Genomic DNA, 21,045 nt, shown 5'->3' with positions numbered 1-21,045 from the left:
CCGCTCTTACGGCTCGACGAGCGCGGAGGCGCACCAGCGAAGCGCCTTGCGGCGGTCATCGAATACCTCTGCAAACTCCGTCGGGTCGGCCCCCTCGAAGAACACGCCCTCGGAGTCGACAAGAACGGCATGGCGGCCGTCGGCGTTGAGTCGTCGTACCAGCTCGAGGATCAACCGGCGGGCTACCTCGTTGACCTCGTTGACTCGCTGCACGTCAATGACAAGGGTCCCGGGTTCGATCTCCAGTGAGCCCACGTCGCGCAGAAACGTTTCGGTGCCGGTAAACAGCAGATCGCCCTGCAACTCATAGACCCGTACGCCGTTGCCACGCGCGGCTAGCGTCTCGTCGTGCCGGCTCTCGCTCACAACGCGACTTTTCTGATGCGCCTGGCTCAGCGTGTACGTCGCGCGGATCGCCGAGCTACTTTCCCTTGATACACGCATAAAGTGCATCCCGAGGTCACGCGAGAGCCGTTCGCAAGCCTGTACGCCGCGCACGCTGTTGCCGTGTTGGTCCAGCCGCGGGGAGTAGACGGCGAGACCGAGCTGGCCGGGAAGCACGGCCATGATCCCGCCGCTGACGCCGCTCTTTGCCGGCATGCCAACGGAAGTGACCCAGTCCCCCGCTGCGTCGTACATGCCGCACGTCGTCATGACGCTAAGTAGGTGGGTCAGGAGCGGCTGTGACAGCAGGCGGTCTCCGGTGCGCGGGTTGACTCCGCCGTTGGCCAGGGTGGCCGCCATGATCGCGACGTCTCGACAGTCCAGGCTGATCGAGCACTGCCGGAAGTAGTCCTCCAGCACGGGATCCGGGTCATCCTCGAGAATGCCTACGGTGCGCAGCATGTAACCGATCGCCCGGTTGCGGAAACCGGTCTGGGACTCGGACTCGTAGATATCGTTGTTGATCGCCAACTCGCGGCCTGCGTACTTCGAGTACGCCGCCCGGATCCGCTCGAATCGTGACTCCGCGCCGTCATCTTTAATCAGCGACGTGGCGGTGATCGCGCCGGCGTTGATCATGGCGTTGCTGGGGCGGCCAGTGGCCCGTTCGAGCGAGATGTTGTTGAAGGCATCCCCGGACGGCTCGACGTCGATCTTCGTGCCCACTTCCTCGATGCCGCGGTGCGCGAGCGCGAGCGCATACGTGAACGGCTTGGACATCGACTGGATCGAGAAGTCAGTGCGCGTATCACCGACCTCGTAGAGATAGCCATCCGCGGTCGCGACACAGATGCCAAACAGATCGGGGTCGACGTCGGCGAGCTCAGGGATGTAGTCAGCCACGGCGCCATCGACATTTTGCGCGCACGTGTCCCACACGCTCTGGAGATAGTCCGGGATCGGAGAGTGCATGACAGGAGGCTAGCGGCCGGAGGGTTGTCAGCGAGGAGGGCAGGGTCTATAGTTAGTTAGTGTCATATTGACCTTAACTAATTTTTCGATAGCGAGCCCATGGTCCTCCCCACCGCGAACGTCTCCGAGCGGCTCTACGCCCCGCCGTCTCTGGCGATCTCGACCGTCATTTTCTCCATCCGCAACGGCACCGTCGACCAGGATGAACCCGGGCTCGGAGAGCTCTGGCTTCCGCTGGTACGCCGGACCCGCCCGCCGTACGTCGACCGATGGGCCCTGCCCGGCGGCCCGATCGCCTGGGACGAGTCGCTGGAGGACGCGGCCCATCGCAACCTGCACGAGACAACCCAGCTGCGACCGCGCTACCTCGAGCAGCTTTACGCCTTCGGTGCGGTCGAACGCTCGCCCGACCTGAGAGTGGTGTCGATCGTCTACTGGGCCCTTGTACAGGCGGACGAAGCAGCTAAGGCGACCGAGGGCGACAACGTGAGCTGGTTTGCCGCCGATGACGTGCCCCGGCTGGCCTTCGACCACAACGAAATCGTCGAGTACGCACTGTGGCGACTGCGCACCAAAGTCGAATACAGCACAATCGCGCACAACTTCCTCGGGGAGACGTTCACCCTCGCCCAGCTGCGCGAGGTCTATGAGGCAGTTCTCGGACGCCGCATCGACCCGGCCAACTTTCGACGCCAGATGCGCGCATCCAAGGACCTCGTCGCAACCGACCAGACCGTCACCGGCGGCAAGCACCGCCCTCCGCGGCTTTACCGCTTCGGCGAAACCGAAGCCCCGCAGACGACACCACCATCGTCATCAACTCTCTGAGGACTAGGAGCATCTCGTGTCATCTGTCGACACCACAATCAAGCTGATCGGCCAGGGAGCGCCGGGCTCCACCTGCGCGCCCGGCCTCGCCGACGAGCCATGGACCTTCGACTCGATTCCCGGCTACGGCCCGGGAGCATCTCAGGGCGACGTACTGCCGGCCTCGGCACCTCGTCAAGGCGTGCTCCCGGACGAATACCAGCATGCATCGATCGACGAACTTGACGCGCGAATCCTGTCGGCAAAGGAAACACTGGGTGACCGGGTTGTGATCCTCGGGCACTTCTACCAGCGCGATGAAGTCATCAAATACGCCGATATCGTCGGAGACTCGTTTCAGCTCGCCCGGGCCGCGACGCAACGCCCGGACGCTGAAGCACTCGTTTTCTGCGGCGTACATTTCATGGCCGAAACCGCCGACATGCTCTCGGGTGACGGCCAAGCGGTCATTCTGCCCAACCTCGCGGCGGGTTGTTCGATGGCCGACATGGCCAACATCGACCAGGTCGAGGACTGTTGGGAGCAGCTAGAGGAGCTGTTTGGTACGTCGGACGACGGTCTGGCGCCGATCATCCCTGTCACATACATGAACTCCTCGGCAGCGATAAAGGCGTTCTGCGGTCGGAATGGCGGCATCGTGTGCACGTCGTCCAACGCGAAGACGGTCCTCGAGTGGGCCTTTGCCCGTGGCCGGCGGGTGCTGTTCTTCCCGGACCAGCATCTCGGCCGCAACACCGCCAAGGCCATGGGCATCAGCGTCGATGAGATGCCACTGTGGAACCCAAACAAACCACTTGGCGGCAACACCGCACCGGTGCTACAGGCGGCCAAAGTCGTGCTGTGGCAAGGATTCTGTTCGGTGCACAAGCGCTTCACCGTGGCGCAGATCGAACAGGCGCGGGCGGCGCACCCGGGCGTGCGAGTCATCGTGCACCCGGAGTGTCCGATGGAGGTCGTTGACGCGGCCGACGAGAGCGGCTCGACCGACTACATCTCCAAAGCCATCGACGCGGCCCCAAACCGTACGACGTTCGCCATCGGCACCGAGATCAACCTCGTACGCCGCCTGTCCAACGACCATCCCCGGCTCACGATATTTTGCCTCGATCCAGTGGTGTGCCCCTGCTCGACGATGTATCGCATCCATCCCGGATATCTGGCCTGGGTCCTGGAGCGCATGGTCGCGGGCGAGATCGTCAACCAGATCAGTGTTCCGGACGATGTCACCGTTCCGGCTCGGGTGGCACTGGAACGGATGCTGGCGGCGACTCCGTGATCATCGTCGTCGGCAGCGGCATCGCCGGCCTCACCGCCGCGCTGTCGGCCTCGCGCGCCGGTCAGTCCGTCACGCTCATCAGCAAGGCGAGCCTGCTCGAGTCCAATACCCGCTACGCACAGGGCGGGATCGCGACGGTTCTTCCCGACCTCGGCGGCCCACCCGAGGACAGCGTTGAGTCCCACGTGGCAGATACCCATGCCGCCGGCGCCGGCCTGGGTGACCTCGATCCAGTCCGAATCCTGTGCACCGAAGGACCCGACCGGGTCCGGGAGCTGCTCGGCTATGGGACGGCGTTCGATCGACGCCCCGGCGGCGACCTCGCGCGCGGGCTGGAGGCGGCGCACTCACACGCACGAATCCTGCACGCCGGCGGTGATGCGACCGGCGCCGCCATTGCTTATAGCCTTGCGTGCGCAGTACGCGAGTCGGACGTGACGGTCCTGGAGCACACCTTCCTCGCCGATCTAGTGACCGATGACGGTCGAATCCAGGGCATCGAGGTGATGTCGGAGGACGGCGTACTGCGGCAGATTGACTGCACCACGGTGATACTCGCGACGGGTGGTGCCGGCCAGCTCTACGCGCACACCACCAATCCGGCGGTCGCAACGGGCGACGGCCTTGCTGCGGCCTGGCGCGCCGGCGCGGTCATCGCCGACGCAGAGTTCTATCAGTTTCATCCCACTTCCCTTGCTGCACCGGGAAACTTCCTCATTTCCGAGGCGGTCCGCGGCGAGGGCGGGGTTCTGCTCGACAATGATGGACATCGATTCATGGCCTCGGTTCACCCGGACGCCGAGCTTGCGCCGCGCGACGTCGTGGCCCGTGGCATCGCCGACGCGATGCGCACTCACGATGGAGCGCCTGTCCGACTGGATGCGACCGCACTGGGCGATTCGGCGTACCTCGCGCGGCGGTTTCCGAGCATTGACGCGGCCTGCCGAGTCCACGGTCTGGACTGGGCGCACGAACCGATACCGGTCACTCCAGCCGCGCACTACTGGATGGGCGGCGTACGCACCGATGCGTGGGGACGCACGTCGCTGCCGGGCCTGTACGCCGTCGGCGAGGTAGCCTGCACCGGCGTACACGGCGCCAACCGCCTCGCGTCCAACTCGCTACTGGAGGGGCTCGTGTACGCCGACCGCGCGGCACGTGCGATCGACAGGTGTCCGAGTGACTGGCCGACGTTTCCCACCGATGTGAGGATCGACGACTCCGCCCCGGCCGACGTCACGCCGTTCGACCGGGCCGAGCTGCAGCACCAACTCTGGGACCACGCCGGACTCGTGCGTGATCACGACGGGCTGCAGATCGCTGACAAGCAGCTGCGCAGCTGGCGCGCCGACCGTACGACGATTGCCGGTCGGGAGGACGAGAACCTGCGTCAGGCAGGGCTGTGCATCCTGGCGGGCGCACTGGCTCGTCAGGAGTCGCGCGGCGCCCACTATCGCGCGGATCGGCCGAGCACCTCTGGTCGTTTCGCCCACCACATCAACTTGGAGCGCGCATGCTGAGCCGGGCCGAGATCCACCGAATAGTGCAGATGGCGTGGGACGAGGACGCCCCCTGGGGAGACGTTACGTCGGACTGTCTTATCCCCCAAGGGGTCTCGGCACGCGCCGACCTGGTCGCGCGTGAGCCTGGCGTGTTTTGCGGCGGCGAGGTCTTCGCGGCGGCGTTCGGCCATGTCGACGGCGCCACCGAGGTCGAAGTCCTCGTCGACGATGGCGCGCTATTCGAATCCGGTCAGGTGCTCGCGACCGTCCGCGGCAGCGCGCGGTCATTGCTCGGCGCCGAACGCATCGCACTCAACCTGGTCCAACGCATGTCGGCGATCGCGACCACCACCGCGCGCTACGCGGCGGAGACCGCGGGCACGAAGGCCCGGATCGTCGATACTCGCAAGACAACGCCAGGGCTACGGGCGATCGAGAGGTACGCCGTACGCTGCGGCGGCGGACATAACCACCGCAACTCTTTGTCGGATGCCGTGATGGCCAAGGACAACCATCTGGCCGTGCTCGGCGATGATCTGACTCTGGCATTGCGGGAGGCACGCGGAAGGATCTCGCACACCACCCATTTCGAGGTGGAGGTCGACCGGATCGACCAGATTGAGCCGGTCCTCGCCGCCGGCGTCGACTCGATCATGCTCGACAACTTCACGCTGGACGAGTTGCGTGAGGGCGTCGCTATCATCGCCGGTCGGGCCGTCGTCGAAGCGAGCGGCGGGATCGAGCTTGACGGCGTACGGGAGATCGCGCAGACCGGCGTCGACGTCATCTCGGTCGGCGCGCTGACGCACACGATCCGGAGTCTCGACCTTGGGCTGGACTTCGCCACCACCACCCGCGATCCGTCACAAAATGCCCCACGATCCGTCACAAAATCCCGGCCATCCGTCACAAAATCCGCACGATCCGCGGCGCCGTGGTGATCTATCTCGACGCCGCCGCGACGACCGCCGTACGCCGCGAGGTCCTCGAGGCGATGTGGCCCTACCTGACCGGCGACTTCGGCAACCCGTCGAGCCATCACGAGATCGGGAACCGGGCATCGGTCGCGCTTGAAAAGGCGCGCGCGACGGTAGCGCGGTACGTCGGAGCACGACCCACCGAAATCGTGTTTACGGGCGGGGGCACGGAGGCAGACAACCTTGCGATCAAAGGGGTCTCGCTGGCCACGCCTCGTGCGCGGCACATCGTCACGTCTCCGATCGAGCATCCCGCAGTACTCGAGTCGTGCGACTACCTACGGCGCCATCACGCCTTCCAGATCGACTATGTGCCAGTCGATCACACGGGGATGGTCGACCTTGACGCGCTCGCCGATCTGGTAACACCTTCGAGCACTCTGGTATCGATCATGATGGCGAACAACGAGATCGGCACGGTACAACCGATCGGCGCTATATCCAAGATCTGCCGGGCCGTCGGCGTACCGCTGCACAGTGACGCCGTCCAGGCCGTCGGTTCGCTGCCGATCCACGTGCGCGACCTCGGACTCGACGCGCTCAGCCTGTCCGGGCACAAGCTCGGTGCCCCCAAAGGCATCGGCGCGCTCTACGTGCGAGGACGAGTGCAACTCGAGCCGGTCCTACATGGCGGCGGCCAGGAGCGTGGCGCACGGTCCGGCACCGAAAACGTTGCCGCGGCCGTCGGCCTGGCCACCGCGCTCGGGCTCGCCTCGCCCGCCGTCGCAGACTTGTTCGAGGTGCGCGACGTTTTCATCGACGGCGTACTGCAGTCGGTGCCCGGCGCGGTGCTGACCGGACACCGGACGTCACGCCTCGCCGGCAACGCGTCGTTTTGCTTCCCCGGCACAAGCGGCGAGTCGGTGTTGCTGCGGCTCGAGGAGTCCGGCATCGTCTGTTCGTCCGGTTCGGCCTGCGCCGCCGGCAGCGACGAACCCTCGCACGTGCTGACGGCCGTCGGCATCGAACGAGAGGTGGCACAGACCGCCGTCCGGTTCACCTTTGGCGCCGATTTCAGCCGCGAGCAGGCGGAATTCGTCGTGCGCGCACTGCGAGAAGCGATCACCACCCTCGCCCCGGCCCATCCGTGACGTTGACTCGCTCATACGCCACCGAGCACGGTATGGGCGCGGACGTGCTCACGGGCAATCAGGGCATTCTCGCGGTCCGTCAAACGGTGCCGTCTAATGTGGACTGCGGGCCATCGGCGCGGGAGCGCGTCCGTCCGCCAGCACCTGCACGAGTAAACGCGCGAGGAGACGACCATGCAGTTCGATGAAGACGAAGACATCACCAGCATCCGCGGGGCGATTCGAGATGTGTGCAAGTCATTCGACGATGAGTACTGGCGTGCCCGCGATGAGCAGCACGAGTTTCCGTGGGACTTCTACAAGGCGATGGCCGACGGCGGATGGGTCGGCATCGCGATCCCCGAGGAGTACGGCGGTGGCGGGCGCGGGATTAGCGAAGCCTCCGTAATCCTGGAAGAAGTCGCCGCCTCTGGCGCCGCAATGAACGGCGCGAGCGCGATTCACCTGTCGATCTTCGGCATGAATCCGGTGGCTAAGCACGGCTCCGCGCAGATGCGAGAGAAGTACCTGCCGAAAGTCGCAGCCGGCGACCTGCACGTCGCTTTTGGGGTCACTGAGCCCGATGCCGGCACAGACACGACCTCGATCACGACGCGCGCAGTCAAGGACGGCGATCACTACGTCGTACACGGTCAGAAGGTCTGGACCACCAAGGCGCAGGACAGCGACAAGGTCCTCCTGCTGTGCCGTACGACGCCCCTGGCCGAGTGCAAGCGGCGTACCGATGGCATGTCGCTGCTCCTTGCCGACCTGCAGAACCCTCAGGTCGATATCCAGCCCATCAACAAGATCGGGCGCAACGCGGTCGCCTCCTGCGAGGTGCGGTACGACGGCCTCAAGGTTGACGCCGACGACCTGGTCGGCGAGGAAGGGCGCGGGTTCTCCTACCTACTCGACGGGCTCAACCCGGAGCGCATCCTGATCGCGTCCGAGGCGCTCGGCATCGGCAAGCTTGCGCTCAAGACCGCTGTCAACTACGCCAACGATCGCCGCGTGTTCGGCCGCTCCATCGGCCAAAACCAAGGCATCGCGTTTCCGCTCGCCGAAGCGCACATGCGCCTGCACGCCGCTGAGCTCGCGGTGCGCGAGGCGGCGTGGCGGTACGACGCCGGAATGCCCTGCGGCGAGCAGGCGAACTCGGCGAAGTTCCTGGCCTCCGACGCGGCGTTCTTCGCCGCCGACCGGGCGATGCAGACGCACGGCGGATTCTCCTTCGCCAAGGAGTACAACGTCGGTCGCTACTGGACCGAGTCGCGGCTCATGAAGATCGCTCCTGTCTCACAGGAGATGGTCATGAACTACGTATCCGAGCATGTCCTCGGCCTGCCGCGTTCCTACTAACGGACACTCAGCGGACACTTCCGCCGACTAGCCGGCGAGGCTCTGACGACGCTGCGGAATGCGACCGCCGGCGATCACCATCTCGACCTGGCGTGGCGAGAGCCGGTGCCGTAGCTCTACCTCTCGGCCCGCGAGCGTGGCCATGACCTTGTTACCAGCCTTGAGCTGCTCCGGAATACCCGTCAGCTTGACGGTGTCCCCTTGCTCGATGGAGTCGTAGTCGCTCGGGTTGGCGAACTCCAGCGCAAGTACGCCGAAGTTGGCGAGATTCTGCCAGTGAATCCGCGCGAACGACTTCGTCACGACCACGCGTAGCCCGAGGTAGCGAGGCGCGAGTACGGCGTGCTCACGCGACGAGCCCTGTCCGTAGTTCTCGCCTGCGATGATTGCGTGCCCACCGTCCTCGGCCGCGGCACGTTTGGCATACGTGTCGTCAACCTGGATGTAGACGAATTCGGAGATTTTCGGGATATTGCTGCGATACGGCAACACGCGGGAGCCCGCAGGCATGATGCCGTCGGTCGACATGTTGTCGCCGACCTTCAGCATGACCGGGACTTCGAGGTCATCGGGAAGCGGGTCGAAGTCCGGCAACGACTTGATGTTGCCGCCCTTGACTAGCTCGACCTTCGCCGCCTCCTCGGCCGGCAGCGGCGGAAGGAGCATCGCGGTATTAACACTGGCCTGCTTGGGAAGAGACGGCCGCGGGTAGTCCATGTCGAGGTCCCGCGGATCGGTAATGACGCCCGTCAGCGCGGCCGCAGCGGCAGTCTCCGGCGAGCAGAGCCAGACGGCGTCTTCGTCCGTACCTGAGCGTCCGGGGAAGTTGCGCGGCACCGTGCGCAGGCTGTTGCGGCCGATCGCGGGCGCTTGGCCCATACCGATACATCCCATACAGCCAGCCTGGTGGATCCGCGCGCCAGACGAGATCAGCTTAAACAACCAGCCACCCTTCGCGAGGTCCTCGAAGATCTCCCGGGAGGTGGGGTTTATATCGACGGACACCTGATCGTGAGTCTGCTTGCCTTCCAAGATCTCTGCCACCACGGCAAAGTCGCGCAGTCCGGGGTTAGCGGAGGAGCCGACCACGATCTGGAACACCTCTTCGCCGGCGACCTCACGCACCGGTACGACGTTGCCCGGCGACGACGGCTTCGCGATGAGCGGCTCAAGTGTCGACATATCGATACTCTCGGTGACGTCGTACGTCGCACCCTCGTCGGCGAGGATCTCGACGAAGTCGCCCGCGCGATCTTGCGACGTAAGGAATTCGCGCACGGCCTCGTCACCCGGAAAGACCGTGGTGGTCGCGCCGAGCTCGGCGCCCATGTTGGCGATGACGTGCCGGTCCATCGCGGTCAGATTGGCCAGACCCGGACCGTAGTACTCCACAATCCGGCCCACGCCGCCCTTGACGTCGTGCCGACGAAGCATCTCGAGAATGACGTCCTTCGCCGACACCCACGGCGGGAGTTCACCAGTCAGCTCGACGCCCCAAATTTCCGGCATCTGGATATATAGCGGGTCTCCAGCCATCGCCATCGCGACCTCGAGACCGCCGACGCCGATCGACAGCATCCCGATCGCGCCAGCGGCCGGGGTGTGCGAGTCCGAGCCGATCATCGTCGTACCGGGTACGCCGAACCGCGCCTGGTGCACCGGATGCGACACCCCGTTGCCGGGCTTGGAAAACCAGAGCCCGAACCGCTGGGCAGCAGAACGCAGAAATAGGTGATCTTCCGGGTTCTTCTCGTCGGTCTGCAGGAGGTTGTGGTCGACGTACTGCGCGGAAAGCTGCGTCTGGATGCGGTCCAGCCCGAGTGCCTCGAGCTCCAACATCACCATCGTGCCAGTCGCGTCCTGGGTGAGGGTCTGGTCAATCTTCAGACCAATCTCGCTGCCCGGCGTCATCTCGCCAGACACTAGGTGACTGCTGATCAGCTTTTGTGCGACGTTCTGTGGCCCCACGACTTGTTCCGCCATCATGACCTCCGGCTCTAAAGGCCCGCGGCGTACCTCTAACCCGCGAGCGGGTCTCCACACACCCTATGACGGTTCCGTGACTACTGCGGACTTCGAGATCTGAGGCAGCCGCGGGTGCCGGCGGCAACGGCTGCGGTACAGTGTGCCGGTCGCGGTGTACGGGAATTCGGTGTGATGCCGAAGCGGCCCTCGCCACTGTAAGTAGTTGCAACGACACGTCAGCTGTTCCACGTTCCACACGTGCTGCAGGAGCCACTGGGTAACCCCGGGAAGGTGACGTGTCGGTTCGCGCCAGCGGACAGCTACGAGCCAGGAGACCGATCGCGACTTTTCAGTACTTCCACGAGGTTCTTGGAAAGGCGCTTCCAATGCGTGTAGTTACAGTTGTCCGTCGGATCATCGGGATCCTCGTTACAACCGCACTTGTCGGCGGTCTAGCCGCGTGTGCGACCGGCGATGCGGCCGGTTCGGGAGAGAAGCCCACGACGCTGACGCTGGCGACCGGGTTCGCTATCGACGACGTCGACCCGCTTGAGAACGGGTTCTGGGGAAACGAGTTCGGGTGGAGCGAGCTGCTCATGCGGCCCGTCCTCGGCGCCGATCCCAAGCCATGGATCCTCAAGAGCCTCGACAACGTCGACGACCTGACCTGGAAGCTCACCCTCAACAAGGGGGTGCATTTCCAGAACGGCGACCCACTCGACGCGAAGGCGCTGGCCGACGTCATGCAGTACTCGTTGTCCGAGGTCGCTGGGCTGAAGTCAATCGCCGGTACAACCGTCAAGCCCACCGGCGACCTAGAGGTCACGCTCACGACTCCGCAGCCGACACCAAACCTTCCGTTCTTGCTCGCCGATGAGTCGAAGTTCGTGATCTTCGACCTCCCCGCCTACCTCAAGGCGAAGGGCGACCCGCAGAAGCTCATCGACGCCAAGCTCTACACCGGCCCGTACGTCGTACAGAAGCTCGATACCCAGACGATGACGATGAAGGCCGACCCGGACTACTGGGGCGGCACTCCAGCGCTGAAGTCGGTGACCGTCAAGTTCATCGAAGAGGCCCAGTCACGGATTCTCGCCGTACAGAAAGGCGAAGTGGACCTCGCGCTCTATCCACCGACGGATGCGGCCAAAAACCTGAACGGTCGCAAGGACTCGTACTGGGTCACCGGTACGCCGAAAGGGCCGACGTTTCAATTCCAGCTCAACCAGAAAACCGGGCCGTTGACGGACGTGAAGGTCCGGAAGGCCGTATTGTCGGCGATCAACTACAAGGAGATCGCGAACGACGTCATGAACGGGCTGTACGAAGTCTCGAATGGGATGTATTCGCCCAAGGCCGCGTACTACGAGCCGATGTTCAAGACCGACACCAAGGCCACCGACAAGCTCCTCACGGGTGCCGGTTACGCCAAGGGCTCGGACGGGATGTACGCCAAAGACGGTAATCCACTGACGTTGACCGTCCTGACCTATCCGCAGCAGCCCGACTCGGGCACCCTCGGCGTCGCGGTCCAGTCGGAGCTGAAGACCGCCGGGATCGGCGTCGAGATCCAGCAGGTGCCCGACACCGACGAAGCGATGCAGGACCCGTCGGTCAAATGGAACGCCGCGATCGTCGGTAACGGGACGACCTCCTTCCCAGGCGATCCCATCAGCTCGCTGCAGAACTACTTCGTCACCGACGGCCCAAGCAACTACTCCGGCATCAGCGATCCCAATCTCGACGCTCTTGTGTCGAAGTTGGCGACCACGATGGACACCACCGAGCGCGATGACCTCCTCAAGCAGATCCAAGCTGCGGTGGGAGACGGCGCTTACATGGGTTTCCTCGGCATGCGGGTCCCGGGCGTCGTCGCCGGCCCGAAGTGGAAGAACTACAAGGTACCGACGGCGAACCTGTGGGTAGACGCATCGACGACCGCCGGTTCGTGACGTGCTGGTCGCCCTTAGCAAGAGGGTAGGGATCGCGCTCGCCACGTTGTTGGTCGCGAGCATTATTGTCTGGTGCCTCTTGCTATTGGCGCCGGGCGATCCAGCCACCGGGATCCTGCACGCACGCGGAATCCTTGAGCCGGACCCGGCCCAGATCGCCGCGATGCGCGTCGAGCTCGGGCTCAACGGCAATCCGGTTGTTCGATATCTTGACTGGCTCTGGGCCGCCGTACACGGAGACTTCGGGCTTTCGTGGAAGTCGGGCCGACCGGTAATGGAAGAGTTCGCGACTCGGTTGCCGGCAACACTGCGGCTCGCGACCGTGGCGATGTGTATGGCAATCGCGATGGCCGTCGTCATGGGGACCATCGCCGCTGCGGCACCGCGACGGTGGCCGGACTCCGTTGTGCGGGTGGTCAGTCTCGCGATGGTGATCGTGCCCGGGTTCCTCGTAGGGCTGTTCGTGCTCAATATCCTCGTGCTCAAACTCGACCTGGGTGTGATCATCTCGGACGGCTCGTGGCGCACGGTCGGATGGCCGGCGCTGACCCTGGCGCTGGGTTCGGCCGGCTACTGGACTCGGGTGCTGCGCGCCTCGATCCTCGAGGCCCGGTCGGCGCCGTACATGGAGGTCTGTCGAGCTCGCGGCGCATCACCGGTGCGCCAGCTGCTCGTGCACGCCGTACCAAACGCGATCGCGCCATTCCTCACGATCGTCGGTCTTGGTGCGGCCGCAGTGCTCGGCGGCGCGCCGATCATCGAGAGCGTCTACACGTGGCCAGGCATAGGCGCATTTACCGTCCAGGCGATTAACGCGCGCAACGTGCCGGTGGTCGTCGCGTTCACGATGATCGCCGTGACGGTGTACGTCGTCGCCAGCCTGCTGATCGACCTCCTGCTGGCGATGATCGATCCACGTCTTCGGCACGGCAACTTCCGCCGCCGGCGCACCACCACCGCTACCGTCACCGATTCCGGCACCACGACCGCCGCCGACATCAACCGGTCCGCCGAGGCCTCCGTATGAGTGTCCTGCCCGAACCGATGGCGAACCAGCCGGCCGACACGGGCGTCGAAGCACGGCCGGCGCGAACCGTCCGGCTATGGCACCGCCTGGTCCGGCATCGCAGCTTCCAGGTCGGCTCGATCGGCGTGCTGATCCTTGCAGCGGTAGCGATTATCGGTCCGCTACTAGTCGGCGATCCGGACCAGACCAACTACAAGAACAAGCTGGCGGCTCCATCAGCGATGCACTGGCTCGGCACCGACTCCAACGGACGAGACCTATTGTCCCGCGCGGTGCACGGCGCGGGCGTGTCCTTCGAGGCGGCACTCATCGTCTTCGCCCTGACGACCGTGATCGGCATCGGACTCGGTGTGCCGGCCGGTCTGATGGGTGGCCCGTTCGACATTTTCGTCAGCAGGATCTGCGATGTCATGCTCGGGCTGCCCTCCCTAGTGCTGGCGCTCGCGGTCGTCGGTGCCCTCGGTCCAGGGTTCGGCAATCTGGTGCTGGCGATGTCGCTCACTGGCTGGGCCGGCCTCGCCAAACTCTCCCGGAGCCTCGCGCTCAGCTCCCGACATCGACCCGACGTACTGGCAGCAAGGATGGCCGGCATCGGCCGCGCGAGAATCGCGGTCGGTCACGTGCTGCCCGGCGTATTCGCGCACGGCCTGATTGCCGCGACCCTCGGACTCGGCGAGACGATCCTCGGGCTGGCCGGACTGTCATTTCTCGGGCTCGGAGTGCAGCCGCCGACCGCCGAGTGGGGCAGCATGCTCAACGAGGGCCGGATCGATCTTAACGTCGCGCCGTGGTTATTGATCGGGCCCGGAATCGGACTGGTTATCACCGTCACCGCGATCACGCTGATCAGTGACGCGTTGCGCGACTGCGCCGACGTCAGCGAGCTAGCATGAGCGCGTCGTCGTCGACCGTGCTCGATATCCGGAATCTCACCGTCACCTATCCGAACGGCTTCCAGGCCGTACGCGGGATCGACCTTCAGGTCGAAGACGGCGAGTCAGTAGCCATCGTCGGCGAGTCCGGCTGCGGCAAGACCACCTGCATCCGCGCCGTCCTCGGATTGCTCGGTCCTCGTACGACGATCACCGGGGTCCTCGGCCTACAAGGTACCGATCTCAACGGGATGACTGCCAAGACGCGGCGGCCTTACCTCGGACCGCAGATCGGCTACGTCGCGCAGGATCCCTACTCGGCCTGCGATCCCTTGCGCACTGTCGGACACCATGTCGCCGAACCGTGGCGGATGCACGGGATCGACCTTCCCCGAGGAGAGGTCGCGCGGCGCTTGGAGCACGTCGGTATCCCTGATGCGGATCGTCGCAGCCGGCAATATCCGCACCAATGGTCCGGCGGAATGCTGCAACGCGCGACTATCGTGGCCAGCACCGCCCTCGACCCCATTCTCACGCTGGCCGACGAGCCAACGAGCGCGCTGGACGCCGACCTCGCCGACGGGGTCATGCACGTGCTCCGAGAACGCAGTCGTTCACTGCTGTTCGTGACGCACGATCTGGCTCTTGCCGCCGCGCACGCTGACCGGATCGTGGTCATCGACCGTGGCACGATCATCGAGACCGGACCGTCCGCTGCGGTCGTCGCCGCTCCGGCGCATGAGCGGACACGGTCACTGCTCGAAGCATCGAAGTACGGCGGTCACCATCTTCGCGGCGAAAGTCTGCGTACCGACCATCCGGTTGTCCGCGGTGAAGGCCTGATGAAGTCGTATCGTACGCACGGCAGCGAGCACCGTGCCGTCGATCGGATCAGCATCGATATCGCTGAAGGCGAGATAGTCGGGATCGCCGGACCGTCCGGTTCCGGCAAGTCGACCCTGTTACGTCTCATCGCCGGGACAGAACGCCCCGACGCCGGCCAGATCCGGTACGGCGCCGCCGGCGAGGACTCCCCTCGTCCGGGGACCATCATGCCGATCTTCCAAGATCCGGTCGGTTCACTCGACCAACGGTGGCCACTCTGGCGGAGCATCACCGAACCACTTACCGCCGACCGACGCTCTCGTCCACGCCGCGCGGAGCGCAAGTCGCTCGCGCGTGAGGCCCTCGACGACGTGGGGCTCTCGGCGATACCAGTGACGGCGCACCCGAGCCAACTGTCGGTCGGGCAGTGCCAACGGGTGGCGATCGCTCGCGCCGTGGTCGCCAGTCCCGCGTTGGTCGTCGCCGACGAGCCGACCGCAAGCCTCGATGCCACCACGGCCACCGAGATCATCAACGTGCTCAGTCAGGTGAGCGCGCGCGGCACGGCGATCGTTCTGGTCAGTCACGATCTACGACTTCTAGAAGCCATTGCCGGCCGCGTGCTTACCGTCCACGACGGTCGCCTGGTCGAGCCCGACCGAGCAGGAAGAACGCCGTGACCGATCAGCCGACTCCAGAACAGATCCTGAGCAGGATGTTGGCAGCCCTGCCCCAGAGCGAACATGGGAGCTTGATCTGCGGCGCGGGGTCGACCGAGATCCGCGCGACCGCCGTCCTCGATGACGCTTGGCTACGCGAACAGATCCGGCTGCGCGGACTGATCTGGGGAATCGACGATCCGTTCATCCTCGGCACTCTCTGGTGGTACTCGGCGAGCAACTGGCTCGCACTTCCCATGATTGCCAGCTCATTTCTGACCGGTACGGCGCTCAGTGCTCGTCTCGACGACGTACTGCTGCACCATCAGGGCGATAGCCGGATACCCGGCGCGCGCTCGACGCGGTTGGCCGAGGGCGATGGCACCGCCGAACTGGCGGACGCACTCGGTGCGGCGATCGATCGGGTCGCAGCCATCGCCGGTAAGGGCGAGCGACGACTGTGGTCCGTCGCGGTCGACGCAATCGCCGGTCGCTATCTCTGGGCCGGCCGCGCGACCGGAAGAGTCACCGAAGCGACCGAGGCGGCGCAAGAGGTGGTCGCGCGCCTACCGCGGTCGCTACCTGTTCCGCGCTTCACCGAAGTCGAGTTGGCCGGCGTCGGCGGCAATCGGCTGCGCGAGACGTTCGTACGCCGCGGGTCGTGTTGCCTGCTCTACCAAGTCGACGACAAGGACAAATGCTCCACGTGCCCACGCCAAAGACCGGCGGAACGGCTGACGCGGCTCGAGGAAGTCACCCGGCGACGGGCCGGCTGAGCAGTCGGGGCCCGTCGCGGATGCGTCAGGGGCGGTACCCCGCCCACGCCGTACGGCCGGCGCGCAGGCGCAGGTCCTCGCGGTGACGAAGGCTCGATGAGCCGACGTCCGCAACGAGAGCATCAAGCATGGTCCGGTCGGATGCCGATAATCGCGCAGCGACGTGCGGCTGGATCCGGCGTAGATACGTCTGCGCGTACTTGCCGCCGGTTTCGGCCCCCTCGATCGCCATGTCAACCGAGAACGCCGCGACCTCAACGGGGGCGAATCCCGCGCGATCGAGGGTCTTAGTCCATTCGGGACGATAAGCACTGCCGGTTTCGACCTCACGGAGCACGTCGTGGATGCGCGCTTCGAGACCACCGCCGATCTCATCCTGAAGGAATCTCGGCGGTCCATCCATCTCGACCACCACGAGCAGACCGCCTGGGTTCAGCACCTCCAAGATGTTGCTGAAAGTCCTATCGGGACTGGAAAGTTCGTGAAGCGCCGCCGAAGCCCAGACGACGTCGTACGATCCCAAATCGGTCCATGACCCGTCGAGGTCCATTTGCACGGTGGATACCCGGCCGGCAAGCTCGCTGACAGTGACCCGTTCCCGCACACGCTCGAGCATCGCGGTCGACTTGTCTATGGCAACCACCTCCGCGCCAGGGAAGCGGGTTGCCAGCGCGATCGTGCCGGTGCCCGTACCCGTACCCAGGTCGAGGATTCGCTGTGAGTTCCGCTTTGGCACGCGAGCGTGCAGCCACGTCATGACGTCGAGCAAGTACGGACGCATCACCTCAGCATCCAAGTCGAGGAGTTCACCGAGCGAATCATCGTGATCATGGTCGTGCGGGCGGTCACGGTCACGGTCATGGTCTTGGTCGTGGCGGTGGCCGTGGTCGTCGTGTGAGTGAGAATTCATGGGCCGATTCTATGCACCCCGTGCCGTTCAGGCATACAATCTTGCCTATGACGCAAGATTGTGACGCCTCTACAGACACGAATATCGATGCGCTGGTCCGTAGCCGGATTCGCGCGCTGCGACTTGCTCGTGGATGGTCGCTCGACACTCTCGCCCGGCGGAGCTTCCTGAGCCCCTCCAATTTGAGCCGCATTGAAACCGGCCAGCGACGGATCGCTCTCGATCAGCTTGTTCCGATCGCCCGCGCCCTCGACACAACGCTCGACCAGCTCATTGAATCCCCGAACGACGATGACGTGGTGATCCGCCCTCAGCGCAACGAACAGCGAGGAGCGACCATCTGGACACTCGCCCGGGAACGAACCCCGTTCGAGATGTCCGTAGCGAAGATGCGAATCACGACGCCCGCGCCGCCGACCGAAGAGCTAGGGGTGCACCCGGGCCGCGACTGGTTCATCGTGCTGTCAGGTACGGCGGAACTGCGGTTAGGTGACCGGCTCATCCTCGTCGAGGCAGGTAATGCTGCCGAATTCTCCACGATGATCCCGCACGCGATCGGCGCACACGATGCCCCCGTGGAAATCCTCGCTATCCTCAGCCACGACGGGGAACGAGCGCACCTCGCTCCCGCCAAGGGCACAACCGAACCGGAGACTTCCACCCGGAAATAGGTTGCGGTTGTGCGTCTAGCCGATCGCACGCCATCCCTGATCATTTGCCGGGCCGCCCGTTGCGGAGGCGGTTTACGCCGCCCCCGCAAGTGGTTACTGACCTCCTGCACGCACCTTCTGTGCAGCGGCGACGAGGTTGGCGAGGGTCTCCCGCACCTCGCCGTACCCGCGGGTCTTCAGGCCGCAGTCCGGGTTCGCCCAGAGCCGGTCGCTCGGGAACTTCGCGACCGCCGAGGCGAGACGCTCCGTGAGCTCGGCGGCCGAGGGGACGCGCGGCGAGTGGATGTCCCACACTCCGGGGCCGACCTCGTTGGGGTACTGCGCGCTGGCGAGCTCATCGACGATCTCCATCTGCGAGCGCGCGGCCTCGAGGCTGATCACGTCGGCGTCGAGCTCGACAATGGCGCCCAGAATATCCTCGAAGTCGGCGTAACACATGTGCGTGTGGATCTGGGTCTGATCACGCACGCCAGCAGTCGCCAGCAAGAAGGAGTCGACAGCCCAACGCAGGTACGACGGGCGACTCTCCTTGCGCAGCGGCAATGTCTCGCGCAGTGCGGGTTCGTCGACTTGGATGACTCCGATACCCGCGCTTTCGAGATCGAGCACCTCTTCGCGCAGGGCGAGGCCGACCTGCCGGGCGGTCTCGCTTTGCGGCTGGTCGTCGCGAACGAACGACCACGCGAGCATTGTCACCGGGCCGGTCAACATTCCTTTCACCGGTCGACTCGTCAGGCTCTGGGCGTACTTCCCCCACTCGACGGTCATCGGCTGCCGCCGCGAGACATCACCGAGAATGATCGGCGGCCGCACGTAGCGACTGCCGTAAGACTGCACCCAGCCGTTGACTGTGGCGACATAGCCGTTGAGCTGTTCGGCGAAGTACTGGACCATGTCGTTGCGCTCGGGTTCGCCGTGCACAAGCACATCCAGCCCGATCTCCTCTTGAAGCCCGATGACCTTACGAATCTCCTCGCGCATCGTCTCGGCGTACTGCTCGGGCGTGACCGTCCCCTTGCGCAGCCCTGCCCGCGCCTTGCGTATGTCCGCGGTCTGCGGATAGGAACCGATCGTGGTCGTCGGTAACGTCGGTAAGCCAAGCCGTCGGCGCTGCTGCTCCGCACGCTGTGCGTATGGGCTATGACGACGTAGGTCGTCGGCGCCGACCGCCGTGGCGCGCGCCCGGACTGCTTCGTCGCGCACAAGTGGCGAGGTGCTGCGGATGACCCGCAGCGCACCGTTGGACTCAAGCTCTTCGGCAATCGCTGCCTTGCCACTCACTCCACGGGTAAGGGTGACGATCTCATCGAGCTTCTGGCGCGCAAACGACAGCCACGCCGCAACCTGCGGGTCGAGATCCGGCTCGAGGCGGACATCGAGCGGCACGTGCAGCAGCGAGCACGACGCACTCACGTCTACCCGATCCGCCAACGCCAGCAGAGTAACGAGGGCCGACAGGGCGGTCTGCAGATCTGCGAGCCAGACGTTCCGCCCGTCGATGACGCCGGCGATCAGACGTTTGCCGGGAATGCCGCCGATCGCCGCCAAGTCGGTGAGGTTCTGGGCCGCAGGTCCGGTGAAGTCGATCGCCAGGCCCTCGACCGGCGATTTGGCGAGTACGTCGAGTGCATCGCCGAGCCGCTCGAAGTACGACGCCACCACGATTTTCGGGCGCGCCTGCTCCGCCGCGAGCGCGGCGTACACGTCTCTTACCTGTGCGAGTACCTGCGGCGACTGATCCGTCACGAGCACGGGCTCGTCGAGCTGCACCCACCCGGCCCCTGCGTCGTGCAGCAACTGCAGCAGCTCGCCGTACTTTGGCGCGAGGCGGTCGACGAGTGAAAGGGGCTCGAACCCCTGGCGCGCACCGGATGCCGCCTTCGACAAGAGCAGGAAACTGATCGGCCCCAGGATCACCGGACGCGCGCGCAACCCCAGCTCCCGGGCTTCTGCAAGCTCCTCCAGCGGCTTTGATGCATCGAGCTCGAACTCGGTCGACTCGCGCAGCTCGGGCACGAGATAGTGGTAGTTGGTGTCAAACCACTTCGTCATCTCCATCGGTGCGACATCCGCCGTACCGCGGGCCATCGCGAAGTACCGATCGAGCTTCGAGGTCGGGGTATCGGTGACCGGCACGGCCTGCCGATGACGCTCGGGAATCGCGCCCAACATGACGGCCATGTCGAGCACGTGGTCGTACAACGAGAAGTCATTGACCGGCACTTCATCGATGCCGGCGTTGCGTAGGACGGTCAGTCGCTGCTGGCGCAAGTGACGCGCGACGGACTGGAGGTCCTCGGCGGTCCCGCCCGCCCAGTAACCTTCGACGGCTCTCTTCAGCTCGCGGTCTTCGCCTTGCCGCGGGTATCCATACACAGTCGATTGACTGATCGGTGGTTGGCTCGTCGCCTGATCGGTCATACCGAACTCTCCTTCGCGAGTCCTACGTGACCGCGAGAGCAGATACCGGCCGGCGACGGCATCGGTCATGCGTGTCGAACACGCGACAACCTTCGATTTCCCGTAGCCGCCATGACCCGCCCTCGAGGTCACTATCGGCACCCGACGGCTGTCGGGCGCACAACTGGCAGGTGTTCGGACTCATGGGCTCGATCGGGCCTCGATCACCTACTTGCCATCGCTTCCCAGGCCGGATGGCCCAGTGCTTGTCTGACGGCGTTCGTTCCCAATTACCGCTGCGGGGCAGTCCCGGACTCTCACCGGGTTCCCTATTACTTTGCTTTACCGCACGACGCGGCGAGGCAAACCAGCTGCATCGCGACCTTACCCCGATCGCGGTCGCAGCGACACGCACGGTCCGCACCGCGCCGCCTGATCGCATTGCCGTGCGCTCCCGAGTGCTACCTTCTAACGCGCAGGGAACACCGGTGCGAATCCGGGGCTGTCCCGCAACTGTCACCGAGTAGCAAACCTTCACGTACGGTCACGACCTCCCTGGGTTGGAAGGCCGAAGGCGCGCGTTGATCCGGGAGCCAGGACACCTGCACCCATTCAGG

At 65.0% G+C, this 21,045-nt stretch carries 16 protein-coding genes and 3 riboswitches; of the genes, 12 read left to right on the top strand and 4 right to left on the bottom strand.

What is annotated here, in order from left to right; translation table 11 throughout:
* Positions 1–6: 6 nt before the first annotated feature.
* Positions 7–1,356: a glutaminase A gene (gene glsA, locus CLV47_RS16365; RefSeq protein ID WP_106350135.1), complete on the bottom strand. Its 1,350-nt coding sequence runs from the start codon at positions 1,354–1,356 to the stop codon at positions 7–9.
* Between the two features lie 99 nt (positions 1,357–1,455).
* Between glsA and CLV47_RS16360 the strand changes: the two genes are divergently transcribed.
* The 6 genes from CLV47_RS16360 (at position 1,456) to CLV47_RS16335 (ending at position 8,371) form a co-directional block, all read left to right on the top strand.
* Complete coding sequence (locus CLV47_RS16360) at positions 1,456–2,184, top strand: NUDIX hydrolase (protein ID WP_106350134.1); 729 nt, start codon at positions 1,456–1,458, stop codon at positions 2,182–2,184.
* A gap of 16 nt (positions 2,185–2,200) precedes the next feature.
* Complete coding sequence (nadA, locus tag CLV47_RS16355) at positions 2,201–3,460, top strand: quinolinate synthase NadA (protein WP_106350133.1); 1,260 nt, start codon at positions 2,201–2,203, stop codon at positions 3,458–3,460.
* On the top strand, positions 3,457–4,980 hold the full coding sequence (gene nadB, locus CLV47_RS16350; RefSeq protein WP_106350132.1) for an L-aspartate oxidase: 1,524 nt from the start codon (positions 3,457–3,459) through the stop codon (positions 4,978–4,980). Before nadA ends, nadB begins: the two co-directional genes overlap by 4 nt.
* Positions 4,974–5,903, top strand: a complete 930-nt coding sequence (gene nadC / locus CLV47_RS16345; RefSeq protein ID WP_106350131.1) for a carboxylating nicotinate-nucleotide diphosphorylase — start codon at positions 4,974–4,976, stop codon at positions 5,901–5,903. The genes nadB and nadC overlap by 7 nt, the downstream gene beginning before the upstream one ends.
* Positions 5,900–7,030 (top strand): cysteine desulfurase family protein, encoded by a 1,131-nt coding sequence (locus CLV47_RS16340; protein WP_106350211.1) that lies wholly within the window; start codon positions 5,900–5,902, stop codon positions 7,028–7,030. Before nadC ends, CLV47_RS16340 begins: the two co-directional genes overlap by 4 nt.
* A 174-nt stretch (positions 7,031–7,204) precedes the next feature.
* Positions 7,205–8,371: an acyl-CoA dehydrogenase family protein gene (locus tag CLV47_RS16335; RefSeq protein ID WP_106350130.1), complete on the top strand. Its 1,167-nt coding sequence runs from the start codon at positions 7,205–7,207 to the stop codon at positions 8,369–8,371.
* A 27-nt stretch (positions 8,372–8,398) separates the two neighbouring features.
* Here CLV47_RS16335 and CLV47_RS16330 read toward each other — a convergent pair whose 3' ends face one another.
* Positions 8,399–10,357, bottom strand: coding sequence for an aconitate hydratase (locus CLV47_RS16330; RefSeq protein ID WP_238145478.1), 1,959 nt, complete (start codon positions 10,355–10,357; stop codon positions 8,399–8,401).
* A 113-nt stretch (positions 10,358–10,470) separates the two neighbouring features.
* Positions 10,471–10,694: riboswitch (cobalamin riboswitch) on the top strand.
* A 28-nt stretch (positions 10,695–10,722) separates the two neighbouring features.
* Here CLV47_RS16330 and CLV47_RS16325 point away from each other — a divergent pair.
* Genes CLV47_RS16325 through CLV47_RS16305 form a run of 5 tightly spaced genes read left to right on the top strand, consistent with a single transcriptional unit; the run spans position 10,723 to position 16,447 of the window.
* On the top strand, positions 10,723–12,288 hold the full coding sequence (locus CLV47_RS16325; protein ID WP_106350209.1) for an ABC transporter substrate-binding protein: 1,566 nt from the start codon (positions 10,723–10,725) through the stop codon (positions 12,286–12,288).
* A 1-nt stretch (position 12,289) separates the two neighbouring features.
* Positions 12,290–13,315 carry an ABC transporter permease gene (locus CLV47_RS16320; protein WP_202862642.1) on the top strand — a complete coding sequence of 342 codons (1,026 nt, stop codon included), beginning with the start codon at positions 12,290–12,292 and terminating at the stop codon, positions 13,313–13,315.
* Entirely contained in the window at positions 13,312–14,208 is an 897-nt protein-coding gene (locus CLV47_RS16315) for an ABC transporter permease (RefSeq protein ID WP_202862641.1), read from the top strand. Before CLV47_RS16320 ends, CLV47_RS16315 begins: the two co-directional genes overlap by 4 nt.
* Positions 14,205–15,692 carry an ABC transporter ATP-binding protein gene (locus tag CLV47_RS16310; RefSeq protein ID WP_106350129.1) on the top strand — a complete coding sequence of 496 codons (1,488 nt, stop codon included), beginning with the start codon at positions 14,205–14,207 and terminating at the stop codon, positions 15,690–15,692. The genes CLV47_RS16315 and CLV47_RS16310 overlap by 4 nt, the downstream gene beginning before the upstream one ends.
* Positions 15,689–16,447: a (2Fe-2S)-binding protein gene (locus tag CLV47_RS16305; RefSeq protein ID WP_106350128.1), complete on the top strand. Its 759-nt coding sequence runs from the start codon at positions 15,689–15,691 to the stop codon at positions 16,445–16,447. The genes CLV47_RS16310 and CLV47_RS16305 overlap by 4 nt, the downstream gene beginning before the upstream one ends.
* A 25-nt stretch (positions 16,448–16,472) precedes the next feature.
* Here CLV47_RS16305 and CLV47_RS16300 read toward each other — a convergent pair whose 3' ends face one another.
* Positions 16,473–17,357, bottom strand: a complete 885-nt coding sequence (locus tag CLV47_RS16300) for a class I SAM-dependent methyltransferase (protein ID WP_106350127.1) — start codon at positions 17,355–17,357, stop codon at positions 16,473–16,475.
* A 47-nt stretch (positions 17,358–17,404) separates the two neighbouring features.
* On the opposite strand from CLV47_RS16300, the gene CLV47_RS16295 reads away from it, so the two are divergent.
* Positions 17,405–18,028: a helix-turn-helix domain-containing protein gene (locus CLV47_RS16295; RefSeq protein WP_106350126.1), complete on the top strand. Its 624-nt coding sequence runs from the start codon at positions 17,405–17,407 to the stop codon at positions 18,026–18,028.
* A gap of 93 nt (positions 18,029–18,121) precedes the next feature.
* On the opposite strand, the gene metE is transcribed toward CLV47_RS16295, so the two are convergent.
* The gene (gene metE / locus CLV47_RS16290; protein WP_106350206.1) at positions 18,122–20,449 is read right to left on the bottom strand and encodes a 5-methyltetrahydropteroyltriglutamate--homocysteine S-methyltransferase; all 2,328 of its coding nucleotides are present in this window, start codon (positions 20,447–20,449) and stop codon (positions 18,122–18,124) included.
* A 148-nt stretch (positions 20,450–20,597) separates the two neighbouring features.
* A riboswitch (cobalamin riboswitch) is annotated at positions 20,598–20,815 on the bottom strand.
* 90 nt (positions 20,816–20,905) lie between these two features.
* A riboswitch (cobalamin riboswitch) is annotated at positions 20,906–21,032 on the top strand.
* Positions 21,033–21,045 lie beyond the last annotated feature (13 nt).

The organism is Antricoccus suffuscus (genome assembly GCF_003003235.1).
Lineage (GTDB): Bacteria > Actinomycetota > Actinomycetes > Mycobacteriales > Antricoccaceae > Antricoccus > Antricoccus suffuscus.
This window is presented reverse-complemented; position numbering and strand designations above follow the sequence as displayed.

What these genes read in the sequence shown, in the direction of transcription:
- CLV47_RS16335 (WP_106350130.1), top strand. Translation starts at nt 7,205, where the DNA reads ATGCAGTTCGATGAAGACGAAGACATCACCAGCATCCGCGGGGCGATT.
- CLV47_RS16360 (WP_106350134.1), top strand. Translation starts at nt 1,456, where the DNA reads ATGGTCCTCCCCACCGCGAACGTCTCCGAGCGGCTCTACGCCCCGCCG.
- CLV47_RS16310 (WP_106350129.1), top strand. Translation starts at nt 14,205, where the DNA reads ATGAGCGCGTCGTCGTCGACCGTGCTCGATATCCGGAATCTCACCGTC.
- CLV47_RS16325 (WP_106350209.1), top strand. Translation starts at nt 10,723, where the DNA reads ATGCGTGTAGTTACAGTTGTCCGTCGGATCATCGGGATCCTCGTTACA.
- CLV47_RS16330 (WP_238145478.1), bottom strand. Translation starts at nt 10,357, where the DNA reads ATGATGGCGGAACAAGTCGTGGGGCCACAGAACGTCGCACAAAAGCTG.
- CLV47_RS16295 (WP_106350126.1), top strand. Translation starts at nt 17,405, where the DNA reads ATGACGCAAGATTGTGACGCCTCTACAGACACGAATATCGATGCGCTG.
- glsA (WP_106350135.1), bottom strand. Translation starts at nt 1,356, where the DNA reads ATGCACTCTCCGATCCCGGACTATCTCCAGAGCGTGTGGGACACGTGC.
- CLV47_RS16315 (WP_202862641.1), top strand. Translation starts at nt 13,312, where the DNA reads ATGAGTGTCCTGCCCGAACCGATGGCGAACCAGCCGGCCGACACGGGC.
- CLV47_RS16300 (WP_106350127.1), bottom strand. Translation starts at nt 17,357, where the DNA reads ATGAATTCTCACTCACACGACGACCACGGCCACCGCCACGACCAAGAC.
- nadC (WP_106350131.1), top strand. Translation starts at nt 4,974, where the DNA reads ATGCTGAGCCGGGCCGAGATCCACCGAATAGTGCAGATGGCGTGGGAC.
- metE (WP_106350206.1), bottom strand. Translation starts at nt 20,449, where the DNA reads ATGACCGATCAGGCGACGAGCCAACCACCGATCAGTCAATCGACTGTG.